Genomic DNA, 16,246 nt, shown 5'->3' on the forward strand with positions numbered 1-16,246 from the left:
GCTTGCGCGGGCATCTCGGGTGATCGGCGGGGCATCACCCGCTACTTGGCGTCGGCGTAGGTGTCGACCGCTGCGGTCTGCATCGGGAAGTGGACCGGGCAGGCCGGGCCGAACAGCATTCTGGCCGCCTCCGTGACCGAGTCCGTGATGGCCGTGGCGACTTCGGTGGCCAGGGCGGCCGGGGTGTGGACGATCACCTCGTCGTGCTGGAAGAACACCAGGTGGGCCGGCGACGGCAAGCGGGTGCGCAGGGTCGCCAGCATCACCGCCGTCATGTCCGCCGCGCTCGCCTGGACCACGAAGTTGCGGGTGAAGCGGCCCCAGCCGCGGGAGGCTCGGCGGGCCTTCAGCTCCGCTGCTTCGTCCACGGCCGAACCGCCGGTCAGCGCGCGCCACGCCGCCGAAGGGGCCGGAGACGTGCGGCCCAGGCGGGAGCGGACGCGCTCGCCGCGTTCGCCCGCCTGGGCGGCTCGCTCCACATAGGACACCGCGTCCGGGAAACGCCGGCGCAGCAAGCCCAGCAGGGGCCCGGCCTCGCCGGACGTGCCGCCGTACATCGCCGACAGCATCGCGATCTTCGCGCGGGACCGGTCGTCGCGGTCGTCGTTCGCCGCCGGTACCCAGCGGGCGGCCGAAAACAGGGCCTCGCCCAGGCGTGCGTACAGGTCCGTCGCCGCCGCGACGTCGGCCAGCCGCCGGTCGCCCGACAACGCCGTCAGCACCCGCGGCTCCAGCTGGGCCGCGTCGGCCACCACCAGCTTCCAGCCCGGGTCCGCCCGGACGCACGTCCGCAGCACCTTCGGGATCTGCAGCGCCCCGCCGCCGCGGCTGGCCCACCGCCCGGACACCACGCCGCCGACGACGTAGTGCGGCCGGAACCGGCCGTCGCCGACCCACTCCTCGAGCCACGCCCAGCCGTTCGCGGTGAACAGCCGCGACAGCTCTTTGTACTCCAGCAACGGCCCGACCGCCGGGTGGTCGATGCCCTTCAGCAGGTACTTCCGCGCCGCCGGCACCTCGATCCCCTCGCGGGCCAGCGCCCGGACCACGCTCGGCGGCGAATCCGGGTTCACCGGGCGCCCGCCGAACGCCTCGCTGATCTTCGCGGCCAGCTCCACCAGCGCCTTCGGCCGCTGCCCGGCCGGCACCCGCGGGCCCAGCCGGGACACCAGCAGCTCCTCGTGCACGTCGGCGCGCCAGGGCAGGCCGTCGGCCGACATCTCCGCCGCGGCCAGCGCGCTCGCCGACTCCGCGGCCAGCAGCAGCCGCATCCGGTCCGGGTGCCCGGTCGCCGCCACCCGCCGCTCCTGCTCGGCGAGCACGCGCCGGACCGCCGTGACGACCGTCACGCCCGCCGGCAGCGTCGGCACCCGCGTCTCGAACAGCGTCGGCTGGGCCAGCTCGACGGCGGATTGCTCGGACGGCGGTTCCTCCCCGTTCGCCCTGGCCCAGGCCGCGCGCAGGCTCCGCGACTGCGTCTCCGCGCCCTCGTAGGCCAGCAGCAGCCCTTCGGCCAGTTCGAGGTCGTAGCAGCGACGCACCCGCAGCCCGGCCGCGAGCAGCACCGGGTAGGTCCGCTCCACCGACGAGAACACCCACCGCGGCGCCAAGGACGCCTCCAGCTCCCGCGCCCGCGCCACGAACGCGGCCTCGTCCAGGCCGGTGACCGTGTCGGTCTGCGTGTGCACGGTGAAACTGCCGTCCTCCTCCCGTCCCGCTATCACCTGCACCCGGACATCATGCCGATCGACACCGACATTTTCCGGGAGTGCGGGTGGCGGGAGCCCCCGCCCGGGGGCGAAGCCCCGGCTGTCACTGTCGGTTTTCGGGGGTGCGGGTGGCGGGAGCCCGCGCCCCGGGGCGATGCCCCGGCTGCCACTGTCGGTTTCCGGGGGTGCGGGTGGCGGGAGCCCGCGCCCCGGGGCGAAGCCCCGGCTGCCACCGCCAGTTTCCGGGCTGGTGCGTTCGGCGTACGGTTGGTTTACTCTCCAGTAGCTCCCATACCGCCGGTACGCCCGCCGTCGGCGTGGGCTCTCTTCCCCGCAGCAACGGAGGTGCTTGGATGAGCCTGGTCGCGCTCGCCACCACGGTGGCGGACAAGGTGACCGAGACGGTGCGCAGCGTCGACGTGATGCGGCGGGCGGGCCTCGTCCCCTTCCCCCGGCTCGACGAAGGCGTGCGCTCGCTGGTCGCGCTGCGGAAGTTCGGCCCGTTCGCCGGCGCCAACCACATCTCCGCCCGCCGCGACCCGGCCGCCGTCGGCATCGTCGACGAGCTCGGCCCGCTCACCTACAAGCAGCTCGACGACCAGTCGAACGCGCTGGCCCGGGCCTGGTCCGAACGCGGCATCCGGCCCGGCCAGGTCGTCGCCGCGCTCTGCCGCGACCACCGCGGCCTGGTCATCACCATGGCCGCGTCCGGCAAGCTCGGCGTCCGCCTGCTGCTGATGAACACCGGGTTCGCCAAGCCGCAGCTGGCCGACGTGGCCAAGCGCGAAGGCGTCACCGCGCTCGTCTACGACCAGGAGTTCACCGGCCTGCTCGACGCGATCCCCGACGGCGTCGACCGCTACCTCGCCTGGGTCGACCCCGGTTCCGACCTGACCGACCGGACCGTCCCGGTGCTCGACGAGATCATCGCCAGCACCGACGACCGGCCCTGGCCAGCGCCGGCCAAGCCGGGCGGTTTCGTGCTCCTGACCAGCGGCACCACCGGCACGCCGAAGGGCGCGCCGCGGCCGCACACCTCCGCGCTGGCGTCCGCGCAGTTCCTCGACCGGATCCCCCTGCGGTCCAACGAAGCCACGTACATGGGTGCGCCGCTGTTCCACGGCACCGGGCTCTCGCAGTTCATCCTGTCCTTCGCGCTCGGCTCGAAGGTGGTGATGCGGCGCAAGTTCCACCCCGAAGAGGCGCTGCGCGGCGTCGCCGAGCACCGGTGCACCGCGCTCGTGCTCGTCCCGACCATGCTGCAGCGGATCGTCGACCTGCCCAAGGAGGTCCGCGAGAAGTACGACACGTCGGCGCTGCGGATCGTCTTCGTGGCCGGCTCGGCCCTCTCGCCGGACCTCGGCAACCGCGCGAACGAGGCGTTCGGCCCGGTCGTGCACAACCTCTACGGCTCGACCGAGGTCGCGGTGGCGACGGTCGCGACGCCTGAGGACTGGGTGAAGGCTCCGGGCACGGTCGGCCGCGCGCCGGTCGGCTGCAAAGTGGCGCTGTACGACCAAAACGGCAGCCGCATCACCGAGCCGCACGTGACCGGGCGGGTGTTCGTCGGCAGCGGCCTCAGCTTCGGCGGCTACACCGACGGCCGCCACAAGGAGATCATCGACGGCCTGCTTTCCAGCGGCGACGTCGGCCACTTCGACGAGGACGGCCTGCTGTTCATCGACGGCCGCGACGACGAGATGATCGTCTCCGGCGGCGAGAACGTGTTCCCGATCGAGGTGGAGAACCTCCTGGTCGAGCGCGAGGACGTGATCGAGGCGGCGGTGATCGGCGTCGAGGACCCGGAGTTCGGCCAGCGGCTGAAGGCGTTCGTCGTGCGGGCCGAAGGGGCCGACCTGGACGCCGACGAGCTCCGCGACTACGTCAAGGCGAACCTGGCCCGCTACAAGGTGCCCCGGGACGTCGAGTTCCTCGACGAGCTGCCGCGCAACGCCACCGGGAAGGTGCTGCGCACCAAGCTGCAGTGACCACCGAGGCTTCGCCTCGGGCCGGGGACTTCGCCACCCGGACCCCCGAGAAGCGTCACGAGCCGCGCTGGACGTTGACGATCCGCCAGCGCCCGGCCCGGCATTCGCCGACCACGGTGCAGGCGACGCCGTCGCGGGTACCGGTCGCGACGCCGACCGACGGCGTCACCTGCAGGCGCGTCCACCGGAACGCGCCTGCGGGCACGCGACCGGGCCAGCCGGCCTTGCCGAGCACGCGCCCGGCCGGGCCGTCGCCGCGGAAACCGTCGGCCAGCAACGACGCCAGCGCCTCGACGTCGCCGGCCGCGTCGGCGTCGCACCAGCGGGCCAGCACCTCTTCGAACGTCTCCACGACCTGAAGGTCGCAGGCACCGGGGAGGTGAACATCGGCCACCTGGCCGAGATCCGCTGGCAGACTGGCCGGGCCATGACTGCGACGAAACTCCTCCCGGCGGGCACCGTCACGATCCTCTGCGCCGGCGACGCCGACCCGGCCGTCTTCGCCACCCCCGGCGAGGCGCTGGCGGCGCTCAGCGGCGGGCCGGCGGCCGTGCACACCGGGGACGTGCTGCTCCGCGACGACGGCACGCCGGCCGGCCCCGTCGTCCGCCGCTGCCAGCAGCTGCGCGCCCTGGCGGACGAGGGCCGGGTCCTCGTGTCGGCGCGCACCGCGGCCGACCTCCGCGACGCCGTCCCGCTGCACGACCTCGGCGTCCACCGCCTGCCGGACCTCACCGCGCCCGAGCGGGTCTTCGAACTCGGCGAGGCCCCCGCTCCCCGGCCGCCGCGCTGGCTCGACGCCGTCCCGAACAACCTCCCCGTGCAGCTGACCGGGTTCGTCGGCCGTGACGCCGAGGTGGCCGACGTCCGGCGGCACCTGGCCGGGACGCGGCTGGTCACCCTGGCCGGGCCCGGCGGCAGCGGCAAGACGCGGCTCGCCGCGCAGGTCGCCGCCGGTGGGGCGTGGCCCGACGGCGTGTGGTGGGTCGAGCTCGACGCCGTGACCGAGGTCGCCGGACAGGTCGCCGCCACGCTCGGCATCCCGGTGGAGCCCACCGCCGGCGCGGCGCGTTCGGTCGCGACGGACCTGCGTGACCGCCGCGTCCTGCTCTGCCTCGACAACTGCGAGCACGTCCTCGACGGCGCCGCCGAAGTCGCCCTCGAACTGCTGCGGTCCTGCCCGGAGGTGGCGGTGCTGACCACCAGCCGGGAACCGCTGGGCGTGCCGGGGGAGACGGTGTGGCGGGTGCCGCCGCTGGCCGTCGAAGAAGCCGTCGCGCTGTTCGTCGAACGGGCCGGCGCGGTCCGGCCGCGGTTCACCCTGGACGCCTCCAGCGTGGCCGCCGTCCGGTCGATCTGCACGCGGCTCGACGGCATCCCGCTGGCCGTCGAGCTGGCGGCGGCCTGGCTCGGCGCGCTGACCCCGCACCAGATCGACGCCGGCCTCGATGACCGGTTCGCGCTGCTCACCCGCGGCCCGCGCGGGGTGCCGGCGCGGCAGCGGACCCTCGAAGGGTCGATCGCGTGGAGCCACGACCAGCTCGGCGACGAGGACCGCGCGGTGTTCCGGCGGCTCGCGGTGTTCGCCGGCGGGTTCACGCTGGCCGCGGCGGGCGGCCCGGCCGTGCTGCCCGCGCTCGGCCGGCTCGTCGACAAGTCCCTGGTGCTGGCCGAAGACGGCCGGTACCGGCTGCTGGAAACGCTCCGCGAGTACGCGGCGGCCCGGCTGGCCGAGGCGGGGGAGACGGCCGCTGCGCGCGACCGGCACCTCGACCACTTCCTGGCTCTGGCCGAAGCCGCCGAACCCGACCTCGACCGCGACAAGGACGCCTGGCGGGCGCGCGTCGAACCCGAGCGCGACAACCTGCGGGCGGCCCTGGAATGGGGGCTGGCGCTGGAGGACCCCGGCCGCGGGCGCCGGCTCGCGGCCGCCGTCGCGTGGCTGTGGAACCTGCACGGCCGCGGCCACGAGGGCCTGGCCTACCTCGAGCGCGCGGTCGCCCGCCGCCCGGACGACCGGACCGCGCTGCAGGCCCGGCTGCTGACCGGGATGGGCCTGGTCGCGGACACGACGGCGCCGTTCGACCGCGAAGCCGCCCGGCGGGGCCTCGACTTGGCCATCGAGCTCGGCGAAGCGGGCCTGCGCGCGCGGTGCCTGGCCCTGACCGCCCTCGGCCACCTGTACACGGACCTGGACGCCGCCTGGGACATCACCTTCGAAGCCGAGAAGGTCGCCGAGGACGCCGGAGACGGCTTCGCGCGGGACAGCGCGTTGATGCTGCGCGGGATCGTCCGCTTCGCCCGCGACTGCCACGACGAGGCCGCGCCGCTGCTGGACGAGGCGGCGGACGGGCTGCTGCGCCGCGGCGACCGCGGTCTCGCGTCGACGGTCCTCAGTGTCCGGTCCGGGATCGCGCTCGCCGCGGCGGACCTGCCGCGGGCGCGGGAGCTCGCGGTGCAAGCCGTCGACGTCGCGGCCCCGCTCGCCGACTTCCACCGGGTCAACACGACGCTGTGCCGGCTCGCGTCGGTGCACGGCCTGGCCGGGGACGTCGACGCCGGGTTCCGCGTGCTGGACCCGTTCCTGCGGCTGGTGGAAACGGCGGGCGACGTCTTCGTGCCGGGCCTGGCCGGGGTGCTGGGGGAGCTGCACCGGCGGCGGGGCGAGCCCGAAGCCGCGTTGCGCTGGTTCGAGCGCGAAGCCGTCCCCGGGACGTACATGGCCGCGCAGGGCCTGGCCGAGCGCGGCGCTCTGCTGCGGGCGCTCGGCCGGGCCGACGAGGCCGCGGAGGTGCTCGCGACCGCCGTCGACCTCACCCGTCGCTGGTCGCTGCCGTCGCCGCTCGCCGACGCCCTCGACCAGCAAGGCCACCTGGCGGAGCCGGCCCAGGCGGCCGAACTGCACTACGAAGCGTTGAACCTGCGCCTCGACCACGGCCTGCGGCTGGGCGTCCTGGCCAGCCTGGACGCGCTGACGACGCTGCTCGCCCGCACCGGCCGCGAGGCCGACGCGGCCCGCGTGCTCGTCTCGGCCGACCGGGCCCGGTCGGACCTGGGCTTCCCCCGGCGCCCGCTGGAGCAGGCGGAGCTGGACGCGCTCGGGCTGGTGCCGGCCGGGCCGCCGATGGGCCTCGACGACGTCGTCGCGTTCGTGCGCCGGGCCCGCGGCAGCCGCGGCCGGCCGTCGAGCGGCTGGGCCAGCCTGACGCCGACCGAGCTGGAGGTCGTGAAGCTGGCCGCCGGCGGCTGCACGAACCCGGAGATCGGCACCCGCCTGTTCATGAGCCGGGGCACGGTGAAGACGCACCTGGCGCACGTCTACGCGAAGCTCGGCATCGCGAACCGCACGGAGCTGGCCACCCGCGCGGCGGCCCACCTGAGCTGAGGACGTACCGGACAGGTCGGCTCGCGTACCCGGAGCGTCGGCTTGCGCCTGGAGGGTCGGTTCGCGTGCCTGGAGGGTCGGCCGGCGAGCCGACCGCCTGGGTACGCCAGCCGACTGGCTGGGTGCGTGCGGTGTCAGTCCCAGTCGATGCCGAAGACGCCCGGGCCGAAGTCGAACACCACCGCGTGGACGCCGTCGGCGCCGTCGAGGGTGAGCGCGCGGCGGGCGAGCGTGCCGGTGGCGCCGTTGCGGGAGTACTGCCAGCAGCGGCCGGGTGCGGTGCCCGGGGCGAACCGGACCTCCAGCAGGTACTCGCGCACCGGGCGGCGGAACTCGCGGTAGTGCGTGTTGCGGCATTCCGGGTACGGCGGCCCGCTGTTGGTCAGCGTGTACTCGATCAGGTGCGTCTCGCCCCGGTTGATCGGCCGGTCGAAGAGCAGCTCGGCGACGATCAGGCCGTGGGCCTCGTCGATCTCGGCGCGCCCGACGCGGCAGTTGCGCACGGCGTGCAGCTCGGGGGCACCCGCCGCGGGGTCGTCCTGGGTGTACACCAGCAGCCAGCGGTCCTGGCCGTCGGCGGCGGCCTGGAACACCGCCCGCGCGGTCACCGCGCGCTGCCCGCCGTCCGCGGCGATCTCGCACAGGTCGTGCAGGCCGACCATCTTCAGCGGCTGCTGGCGATCGAGCGCGTGCGGTGCGCCCACCTTGTCCAGCAGCGGCTGCAGCACCTGGCGTGGGAACGACATCGGTTCGCCGCCGGCCTGGCGCTTCCCGGCGCCCCCACGCGGCCGGGGCGGCGGCAGCAGCCCGAGCAGGGACCCGGCGGGGACGTCGAGGATCTCTTCGAGGGTGCGGACGGCCGACAGCGAGCTCTGCCGCTCCGGCTGCCGCTTGCCCGACTGCCAATAGCTGAGCGCGGTGACGCTGACGACGACGCCGCGGGCCCGCAGCCGCGCCTGGATCCGGTCCAGCGACAGCCCGCTGGTGGCGATGGCCGCGCGCAGCTGGATGGCGAACGCGGTGCGCCCACTGTCCTGGCCGTCGCCCGCCGTGCTGCCCGCCATTGCTGAAATCACGACCCGCCCCGCCGTCCCCCGACGATCCCCGACACGGAGCACGTTAGCAGTTTTCCGCGCGCTCTCCGCGCCCCTCTTCCGGCCGTGCCGCCGCGGCGGCCACTCGGGCGAACGGGCTAGTACTGGCAACTGTGAACCATTGCCCCGGCCTGGGCGGACGCGCTTGTATGACTTGCCTGCGCCGGTGGCTCCGCCTCCCCCTCACGGCCCACCCGGGCGCAGGTGCGACCGGCCGCGAGAGCGGTTCCGGCTCCGGTTCACCCGGCCGCGTTGTGCGACCGGCCGGTGTGGCCGCGCGATGACCGGTGGCCCGGCGACGCCCCCAGCGCCGGGCCACCGGTCTTGTTACCACCGGGTAGCATCCGGGCATGGTTCTCCGGCAGAACATCCTGATCACCGGCGCCAGCAGCGGGTTGGGCGAGGGAATGGCCCGCCAGTTCGCGGCGAAGGGGCGCAACCTCGCGCTGTGCGCGCGCCGCACCGAACGGCTCGACAAGCTGGCCGCCGAGCTGACCGCGGCGCACCGCGGCATCACGGTCGTCACGCGCACCCTCGACGTCACCGACCACGACCGCGTGTTCGCCGTCTTCGAGGAGTTCCGCGCCGAACTGGGGTCCCTCGACCGGGTGATTGTGAACGCCGGGCTGGGGAAGGGGCAGCGGGTCGGCACCGGCCGGTTCGACGCCAACCGGCAGACGCTCGAGGTCAACTTCGTCGCGGCCGCCGCCCAGATCGAGGCCGCCGCCGGGATCTTCCGCGAACAGGGCGCCGGCCACCTCGCCGTCATCTCGTCGTTCAGCGCGTTGCGCCCGTTCCCGGGCAAGCTCACCGCGTACGCGGCCTCGAAGGCCGGCATCTCGGCGTTCGTCGACGGCACCCGCATCGAGCTCAAGCGCCGGGGCATCGCCGTCACCGACGTCCGGCCCGGCTACATCGAGTCGGAGATGAACGACCGGATCGGCCGGAACCCCTTGCTGGTCAAGGCCGAGACCGGCGCGCGGGCGCTGGCCAGGGCGATCGAGGCCGAGCGGGCCCGCGCCTACGTCCCGGCGTGGCCGTGGCTGCCGCTGAGCGTCGTCATGCGCCTGGTGCCGGCCGCGCTGCTGCGGAAGTTCGCGTGAACGCCCCGGTCGACGTCCGCGCGGAGGACGCCTTCGACACCGCCGCGGTGCACGCCTGGCTGAGTGGCAAGCTTGAGGGCCTCGGGGCCGAGCCGCCGCAGGTCCGGCAGTTCCCCGGCGGCGCGTCCAACCTGACGTACCTGCTGACCTACCCGGACCGCGAGCTCATCCTGCGCCGGCCGCCCGCCGGCCACAAAGCGGCGTCGGCGCACGACATGCGGCGCGAGTACCGGGTGCAGCACGCGCTGAAGCCGGTGTTCCCGTACGTGCCGCGGATGCTGGCGTTCGGCGACGACCCGGCCGTGCTCGGCGGCGACTTCTACGTCATGGAGAAGCTCGACGGCCTGATCCTGCGCGGCGACCTGCCCGCCGGGCTCGAACTGAGCCCGGAGCAGGCGCGGGAGCTGTCCGGCAAGGTCGTCGACCGGCTGGTCGACCTGCACGCCGTCGACGTCGGAAAGGCCGGCCTCGCCGACCTCGGCAAGGGCGCCGGGTACGTCGGACGGCAGATCGGCGGCTGGTCGGAGCGGTACGTCGCGGCCCGCACGGACAACGTCGGCGACTTCGGCGAGGTGCGCGCGTGGCTGGCCGCGAACCAGCCCGCCGAAGTCAGGATCTGCCTGATCCACAACGACTACCGGCTCGACAACCTGGTCCTGGACGGCCCGTCGACGCTGAACATCACCGGCGTCCTCGACTGGGAGATGGCCACCCTCGGCGACCCGCTGATGGAGCTGGGCAGCATGCTCGCCTACTGGGTCCAGGCCGGCGACGACGACGCCATGCACGCGAGCCGCCGCCAGCCGACGCACCTGCCCGGCATGTTCACCCGCGAAGAGTTCGTCGCCCGCTACGCCGAGCGGACCGGGCTCGCGGTCGGCGACTGGCGGTTCTACGAGGTCTACGGCCTGTTCCGGCTCGCCGCGGTGCTGCAGCAGCTGTACCGGCGCTACCGCGACGGCGCCACCCGCAACCCGGCGTTCAAGGACTTCTGGCAGTTCGTCGCGTACCTGGACTGGCGCTGCCGCGAGATCATCGCGAAGGGGAGCGTGTAGTGGGCGCGATCTACCTGGTCCGGCACGGGCAGGCGTCGTTCGGCGCGTCCGACTACGACGCGCTGTCCCCGCGCGGGTTCGAACAGTCCACTGTGGTCGGTGCGGAACTGCTGCGGCGCAACGTCACCTTCAGCCGGATCCGGTCGGGCACGCTGGCGCGGCAGCGCGACACGGCGGCGACGGCGCTGAAGGTGCTCGACGCGGTCGTCCCGGTGGTCGAGGACCCGCGCTGGAACGAGTACGACCACGTCGACATCGCGCGGCAACACGCCGGCGGCGCCCCGCAGGAGGATTCCCGCGCCTACCAGGGCGTCCTGGACGCGGCCCTGACCGCGTGGACGGCGGCCGGCGCGGCCGGGCCGTGCGCCGAAACCTGGCCGGCGTTCCTCGCGCGCTGCCGGGACGCGCTCGCGGACCTGGTGGCGTCGCTGGGGAAGGGCGAGCACGCGGTCGTGTTCACCTCCGGTGGCGTGATCGCCACCATCTGCGGCCTGCTCATGGGCACCCCCGAAACCGGCCTGCTCAAGCTCAACCGCGTCACGGTCAACGGCGGGATCACCAAGCTGGTGTCCGGACGCGGGGGTGTCACACTGCTGTCGTTCAACGAGCACCCGCACTTCGAGGCCGACGCGGCTTCGCTGCTCACCTACCGGTAGGAGACCCGATGCGGTTCGGTGAAGTCACGCTGTACCCGGTGAACGGCCACGGCCCGGAGGACGTCGTGGTCGACGCCGAGGGCCGGATCTACACCGGCGTCGACGACGGGCGCATCCTGCGCCTCTCGCCCGACGGCCGGCGCATCGACGTCATCGCGGACACGGGGGGCCGCCCGCTGGGCCTCGAGCTGTACGGCGAGGACGAGCTGCTGATCTGCGACGCCCGCGCCGGCCTGCTGGCGGTCCCGCTCACGGGTGGTTCTCCCTCGACGCTGGCCACTTCGGCGCTGGGGCTGGACTTCGTGTTCTGCAACAACGCGGCGGTGGCGGCCGACGGCACGATCTACTTCACGGATTCCTCCCGCCGTTTCGGCATCGACAACTGGCGTGACGACCTGATCGAGCAGACCGGCGGCGGCCGGCTGCTCCGCCGCACGCCGGACGGCTCGATCGACCTGCTCCTCGACGGCCTCCAGTTCGCCAACGGCGTCGCGCTGGCCCCGGACGAGTCGTTCGTGGCGGTGGCGGAGACCGGCGCGTGCCGCGTGTCGCGGGTGCGGCTTCCCGACGGTCGCGCGGACGTCTTCGTCGACGGCCTGTGGGGGTTCCCGGACAACATCTCGACGGGCACGGACGGGCTGATCTGGATCACCCAGGCGTCCCCGAAGGTGCCGGCGCTGGACGTGGTGCGCCGGCTGCCGGCGGTGCTGCGGGCGGGTGTCCGGCGCCTGCCGGCGTCGCTGCAGCCCAGCCCGGGCCGCGAGGTCGGCGTGCTGGGCGTCGCGGCGGACGGGACGGTGGTGCGGGAACTGCGCGGCGAGATCGACGGCTTCCACATGCTGGTGGGTGTGCGCGAGTGGCGGGGGCAGCTGTATTTCGGCTCTTTGGAGGAGCCGGCGATCGCCGTGACGCCTAACATCGGGTGATGCTGAGCAACGTCCGCATCGAAACGCGCATCCCCACCCAGGACCTGGCCCGGGCGCGACGCTGGTACGCCGAGAAACTCGGCCTCGAAGCGGTCGAGGAACGCGAAGGCGGCCTCCGGTACGAAGGCGAGTCGGGCGTCTTCTGCCTGTACGCCTCGGCCGGCGCGTCCGACGGTTCGTTCACCCAGGCCGGCTTCTACGTCGACGACCTCGAAGCGACGGTCGCGGTGCTGCGCGAGCGCGGCGTGGTGTTCGAGGAGTACGAGGGCACGCGCGGCGGGATCATGGAGATCCGCGGCAACTACCCGAGCAAGGGCAGCGGCGAGCGCGCGGCGTGGTTCCGCGACAGCGAAGGCAACCTGATCGGCCTGGCCGAAGTGGTGCCCTGAGGGATTGCCATGGGACGGTTCTGCCGCGCCCGTCTCCGCGTCTGTCGTCATCGGCGAGCGGAATCCTCGATTGCGGCTGTGCCTCTCCGGCAGCGGCACCTCGCGGATGCTCTTCGCCAATCTGCGGATGCTCGGCTGATCGGCGAAAGACTGAGCCCTCAGCGGCCCGTCCAGCGCGGCTCCCGGCCCGCGGTCCACGCCGCGTAGAACTCCTTGTGGTCCTTCGCCGTCATCAGCAGTGCCTGGGTGATCGCCTCCAGCTCGATCGCGCTGCCCAGGTCCATGTCCAGCTCGCGGGTCAACAGCACCTTCGTCGTCGCGTACGCCAATGCCGGGCCGTCCGCCAGGCGGCGGGCCAGGGCGGCCGCCGTGGCCGGGAGATCCGCGTCCGGCACCACCTGCGAAGCCAACCCGATTTCCGAAGCGCGTGCCGCGGACACCTTGTCGCCCAGGATCAGCAGTTCGGTGGCCCGGCCCAGGCCCACCAGCCGCGGCAACAGGTACGCCGATCCCATGTCCGCCCCGGCCAAGCCGACCTTCGTGAACAGGAACGCGAACTTCGCCGACTCCGCCAGCAACCGGAAGTCGCTCGCCAGCGCGATCACCGAGCCCGCCCCCGCGGCCACTCCGTTCACCGCCGCGATCACCGGCAGCGGGCACTCGCGCAGGGCCTTCACCACCGCGCCCGTCATGCGGGTGAACTCCAGCAGCTCCGCCGTCTCGAACTTCTGCAGCTCGCCGATGATCTCCTCGACGTCGCCACCCGAACAGAACCCGCGGCCTTCGCCGGTGATCACCAGGACCCGGACGTCCTCGTGCTGCGGGAGCTCGATGATCAGGTCCCGCAGGTCCGCGTACACCTCGAACGTCAGCGCGTTCAGCTTCTCCGGGCGGGTGAACGTCACCGTCGCCACCCCGTCGGACACGGTGAAGCCGAAGTGTTCCCACTCCTTCGTCAGCGGTGCGGTTGCGCGGAACGGGCTCATGACTGGATTCCTCCGCCGTCGAGTACGAGGGTCTGGCCGTTGATCGCGGCGGCCTCCGGGGCCGCCAGGAAGGACACCGCGAACGCCACTTCCGCCGGCTCCAGCAGCCGCCCGAGCGGGGACGCCGCCGCCAACGCCGCTTCCGCGTCCGAAGTGGACCGTCCCGACCGGGAGACGATCCGCTCCACCGAGGTCGCCGTCATGTCGGTGCGGACGAACGCGGGGCACACCGCGTTCGCCGTGACGCCGGTGCCGGCCAGCTCCGCCGCCACCGCGCGCATGAAACCCACCGCCGCGTGCTTCGACGCGGTATACCCCGCCGTGTAGCGGTAGCCGACGTGCGACGCCGTCGAGGCCACCGTGACGATCCGGCCGCGGTCGCGCGAACGCATGCCGTCCAGCACCGCGCGCGTGCAGAGGAACGCGCCCGTGGCGTTCACCTCGAACTGCGAGTGCCAGTCGGCCAGCGAAGTCCGGGAAACCGGGGCGCTGGACGAGATCCCGGCGTTGTTGACCAGGACATCGACCGGGCCCGCCGACGCGAAATACGCGGCCACGGCGTCCTCGGAGGTGACGTCGCAGTCCGCGCGGCCCGGCGCCAGCACGGTGTCGCCGGAAGACCGGAACCGGCCGGCGATCGCCGCGCCGATGCCGCGGGTGCCGCCGGTGACCACCACCAGGCGGCTCACGACCGGGCCGCCAGGGTGCGCCGGTCGAGCTTTCCGTTGGCCGTGCGGGGGAGTTCCGTCATGAAGACCACCTCGCGGGGATACTTGTGCTTGGCCAGGTGGGCTTTCGCGTGCGCCTTGAGCTCATCGGCCGGCACCGCGGAGCGCACCACGACGTACGCGCGCGGCACGACCAGGCCGTCGACTTCGTGGCCGACCACCGCGCAGTCCACCACCGCCGGGTGACCGAGCAGGCAGTCCTCGATTTCGCCGGGTGCGACGAACACCCCGCCGACCTTGAGCAGTGCGTCCGCGCGGCCGTGGTGGCGGAAGTACCCGTCCGGCGTGCGGCTGAACAGGTCGCCGGAGGTCAGCGTGTCGCCGTCGAAGGTCCGCGCCGACTTCTCCGGGTCGCCGTAGTACTCCAGCGCGATCGTCGGCCCGGTCACGCGCAGCGGGCCGATCTCGCCGTCCGGCAGCGATTCGCCCAGCTCGTCGACGACCTCGGCGGTGTAGCCGGGAACGGGGGTGCCCAGCGTGCCGGCGCATGCGGCGCCCGGGCGGTTCGACAGGTAGATGTGGTACGCCTCCGAGGAGCCGATCCCGTCCACCACGGGCACTCCGAAAGCCGCGTCCCACTTCCGGTGCAGCTCCGAAGGCAGCGCCTCGCCCGCCGACGTCGCCATCCGCAGGCAGCTCAGGTCCTGCTCCGCCGCGGCCGGGTGGGCGACCATCGCGCTCATCATCGTCGGCACGTTGACCAGCACGGTCGGCCGGTAGCGGGCGATCAGCTCGAACATCAGGTCCGCCGTGCTGCGCTCCGGGAAGGCGATCCCCGCGGCGCCGACGCCGAACGGGAACAGCGCCACCAGGTCGCGCGCGTAGCCGAAGAACAGCTTGGGGACGGCCAGGACCCGGTCGTCCTCCCGCAGGCCGAGCACCTGCACCGCGTACCGCTCGAAGCTTTCGAGAGGACTGCGCAGGGTGTGCACGCACGCCTTGGGCGCGCCCGTGCTGCCGGTGGTGAACTTCCAGATGCCGAGGTCGTCCAGAGTGGTCGGCGCGGCTTCCAGCGCCTCCGACGCGGAGTCGACGAGTGTCCTGAACGGACGCTCACCGGGGAGCAGCTCGGCTTCGGGCACGCCCGTGACGAGCAGTCCGGTCGCGCCCGCCTCGCGCAGCGCGGGCAGCGTGACGGCGTCCGCGAGCACCGCGACGGCTTCGGTGTAGCCGAGGTAGTACGCGTAGTCCTTCGGCTGCAGGAACGGGTAGACCTCGGCGGTGACCGCACCGATCTTCTGGGCGCCGTACCAGGCCGCGACGAACTCGTCGCCGTCGCTCAGCGCCAGCAGCACGCGCTGTCCACGACGGACACCGGCGTCCAGCAGCACGTTGCCGACGCGGTTCGCCAACGCCGCCAGCGCCGCGTAGCTGACCGCGCGATCCCCGACGTACAACGCGGTCCGGTCACCCCGGCCTTCGGTCACGTGCCGGTCGAGGAAGTGCGTGGCGAGGTTGAACGGCTCACTCACGGGCCAGCTCCCGGATCGCTTCCACCAGCAGGTCGGTCAACGTCGAAAACGTCGCGTCGCCTTCTTCGGCGGTCGCTTCCGCGGGCTGGCCGCAGTACGCCTCCGACATGCCCATTTCCCGGAAGCCGCCCTCGGGAGGAGCGGCGGCCAGGCTGACCGGCACGTGCGGCAACGTCCGCATCAGCGCCTGATCGACCAGCTCGGGCCGGTCCGCCAGCACCAGCGACGTTTCGTACCGCCCCGCGTGGCACTCGCCGGACCGGAACTCCTCGGTCAGCCGCTGCGCGTGCCGCCGCCGGACCAGGTCGAGCAGGGCGACGCGCCCGTCGTAGGCGAAGTTCAACGTCTCCACGGCCCGCCGCAGCGTCACCAGGTGCGCGGGCTCGAAGTGGTTGTTGACCAGCAGGATCCGCCGGAGCCGCTGGCCGATCAGGGCCGCGCCGATGTCGACGAGCAGCGCGTGCAGCGTCTCCTCGCCGACGTGGATGCCGCCGGCGAACCCGGCCGCGAACCGCGTGACGCCGTAGGGCACCTCGGGCAGGACCAGCACTTGGACGTCCTCGTCGGCGGCCAAGCGAGAAGCCGCGCGCTCGCACATCCCGCGGGAGATGAGCGGGTCCGTGCCCAGCGGCGCGTGCGGACCGTGCGGCTCGACCGCCCCCAGCGGGAGCAGCAGCACCGGTACCCGCGAGCCGTCCGCGAGGGCGGCGACCTGCCGCGAGCTGAGGTCCGCGAAGTACGTCACGCAAATCAAG

General features: G+C 73.4%; 14 protein-coding genes. 7 read left to right on the forward strand and 7 right to left on the reverse strand.

Translation table 11 applies throughout. The annotated features are described in order from the left end of the window. Positions 1-41 precede the first annotated feature (41 nt). Positions 42-1,730 (reverse strand): bifunctional 3'-5' exonuclease/DNA polymerase, encoded by a 1,689-nt coding sequence (locus C2L59_RS25595; RefSeq protein ID WP_103352050.1) that lies wholly within the window; start codon positions 1,728-1,730, stop codon positions 42-44. A gap of 332 nt (positions 1,731-2,062) precedes the next feature. On the opposite strand from C2L59_RS25595, the gene C2L59_RS25600 reads away from it, so the two are divergent. Further along, a complete protein-coding gene (locus C2L59_RS25600; RefSeq protein ID WP_103352051.1) occupies positions 2,063-3,697 on the forward strand; it encodes an acyl-CoA synthetase in 1,635 nt (544 codons plus the stop codon). Between the two features lie 55 nt (positions 3,698-3,752). Here the strand turns inward: C2L59_RS25600 and C2L59_RS25605 are convergent, their stop codons facing one another. Continuing rightward, complete coding sequence (locus tag C2L59_RS25605) at positions 3,753-4,049, reverse strand: nuclear transport factor 2 family protein (RefSeq protein ID WP_103352052.1); 297 nt, start codon at positions 4,047-4,049, stop codon at positions 3,753-3,755. Positions 4,050-4,124: 75 nt separating this feature from the next. On the opposite strand from C2L59_RS25605, the gene C2L59_RS50115 reads away from it, so the two are divergent. Further along, the gene (locus C2L59_RS50115) at positions 4,125-7,082 is read left to right on the forward strand and encodes a LuxR C-terminal-related transcriptional regulator (RefSeq protein ID WP_103352129.1); all 2,958 of its coding nucleotides are present in this window, start codon (positions 4,125-4,127) and stop codon (positions 7,080-7,082) included. 134 nt (positions 7,083-7,216) lie between these two features. Here C2L59_RS50115 and C2L59_RS25615 read toward each other — a convergent pair whose 3' ends face one another. Then, positions 7,217-8,146: a hypothetical protein gene (locus C2L59_RS25615; RefSeq protein ID WP_103352053.1), complete on the reverse strand. Its 930-nt coding sequence runs from the start codon at positions 8,144-8,146 to the stop codon at positions 7,217-7,219. A 380-nt stretch (positions 8,147-8,526) separates the two neighbouring features. On the opposite strand from C2L59_RS25615, the gene C2L59_RS25620 reads away from it, so the two are divergent. Genes C2L59_RS25620 through C2L59_RS25640 form a run of 5 tightly spaced genes read left to right on the forward strand, consistent with a single transcriptional unit; the run spans position 8,527 to position 12,305 of the window. Further along, positions 8,527-9,279, forward strand: a complete 753-nt coding sequence (locus C2L59_RS25620) for an SDR family oxidoreductase (RefSeq protein ID WP_103352054.1) — start codon at positions 8,527-8,529, stop codon at positions 9,277-9,279. Continuing rightward, positions 9,276-10,334 (forward strand): phosphotransferase family protein, encoded by a 1,059-nt coding sequence (locus tag C2L59_RS25625; protein WP_103352055.1) that lies wholly within the window; start codon positions 9,276-9,278, stop codon positions 10,332-10,334. Before C2L59_RS25620 ends, C2L59_RS25625 begins: the two co-directional genes overlap by 4 nt. Continuing rightward, positions 10,334-10,990, forward strand: a complete 657-nt coding sequence (locus tag C2L59_RS25630; protein ID WP_103352056.1) for a histidine phosphatase family protein — start codon at positions 10,334-10,336, stop codon at positions 10,988-10,990. The genes C2L59_RS25625 and C2L59_RS25630 overlap by 1 nt, the downstream gene beginning before the upstream one ends. A gap of 8 nt (positions 10,991-10,998) precedes the next feature. Beyond that, positions 10,999-11,916: an SMP-30/gluconolactonase/LRE family protein gene (locus C2L59_RS25635; RefSeq protein ID WP_103352057.1), complete on the forward strand. Its 918-nt coding sequence runs from the start codon at positions 10,999-11,001 to the stop codon at positions 11,914-11,916. Next, positions 11,916-12,305, forward strand: a complete 390-nt coding sequence (locus C2L59_RS25640; RefSeq protein ID WP_233223669.1) for a VOC family protein — start codon at positions 11,916-11,918, stop codon at positions 12,303-12,305. Before C2L59_RS25635 ends, C2L59_RS25640 begins: the two co-directional genes overlap by 1 nt. Before the next feature lie 158 nt (positions 12,306-12,463). On the opposite strand, the gene C2L59_RS25645 is transcribed toward C2L59_RS25640, so the two are convergent. The 4 genes from C2L59_RS25645 to C2L59_RS25660 are packed head-to-tail and all read right to left on the reverse strand — an operon-like array spanning position 12,464 to position 16,236. Beyond that, positions 12,464-13,291 (reverse strand): enoyl-CoA hydratase family protein, encoded by an 828-nt coding sequence (locus tag C2L59_RS25645; RefSeq protein ID WP_103352059.1) that lies wholly within the window; start codon positions 13,289-13,291, stop codon positions 12,464-12,466. Further along, positions 13,288-13,980, reverse strand: a complete 693-nt coding sequence (locus C2L59_RS25650) for an SDR family NAD(P)-dependent oxidoreductase (RefSeq protein ID WP_103352060.1) — start codon at positions 13,978-13,980, stop codon at positions 13,288-13,290. The genes C2L59_RS25645 and C2L59_RS25650 overlap by 4 nt, the downstream gene beginning before the upstream one ends. Next, positions 13,977-15,491, reverse strand: coding sequence for a benzoate-CoA ligase family protein (locus C2L59_RS25655; protein ID WP_103352061.1), 1,515 nt, complete (start codon positions 15,489-15,491; stop codon positions 13,977-13,979). The genes C2L59_RS25650 and C2L59_RS25655 overlap by 4 nt, the downstream gene beginning before the upstream one ends. Next, entirely contained in the window at positions 15,484-16,236 is a 753-nt protein-coding gene (locus C2L59_RS25660) for a creatininase family protein (RefSeq protein ID WP_103352062.1), read from the reverse strand. The genes C2L59_RS25655 and C2L59_RS25660 overlap by 8 nt, the downstream gene beginning before the upstream one ends. Positions 16,237-16,246: the final 10 nt, after the last annotated feature.

This window comes from Amycolatopsis sp. CA-128772 (genome assembly GCF_002904295.1).
Lineage (GTDB): Bacteria > Actinomycetota > Actinomycetes > Mycobacteriales > Pseudonocardiaceae > Amycolatopsis.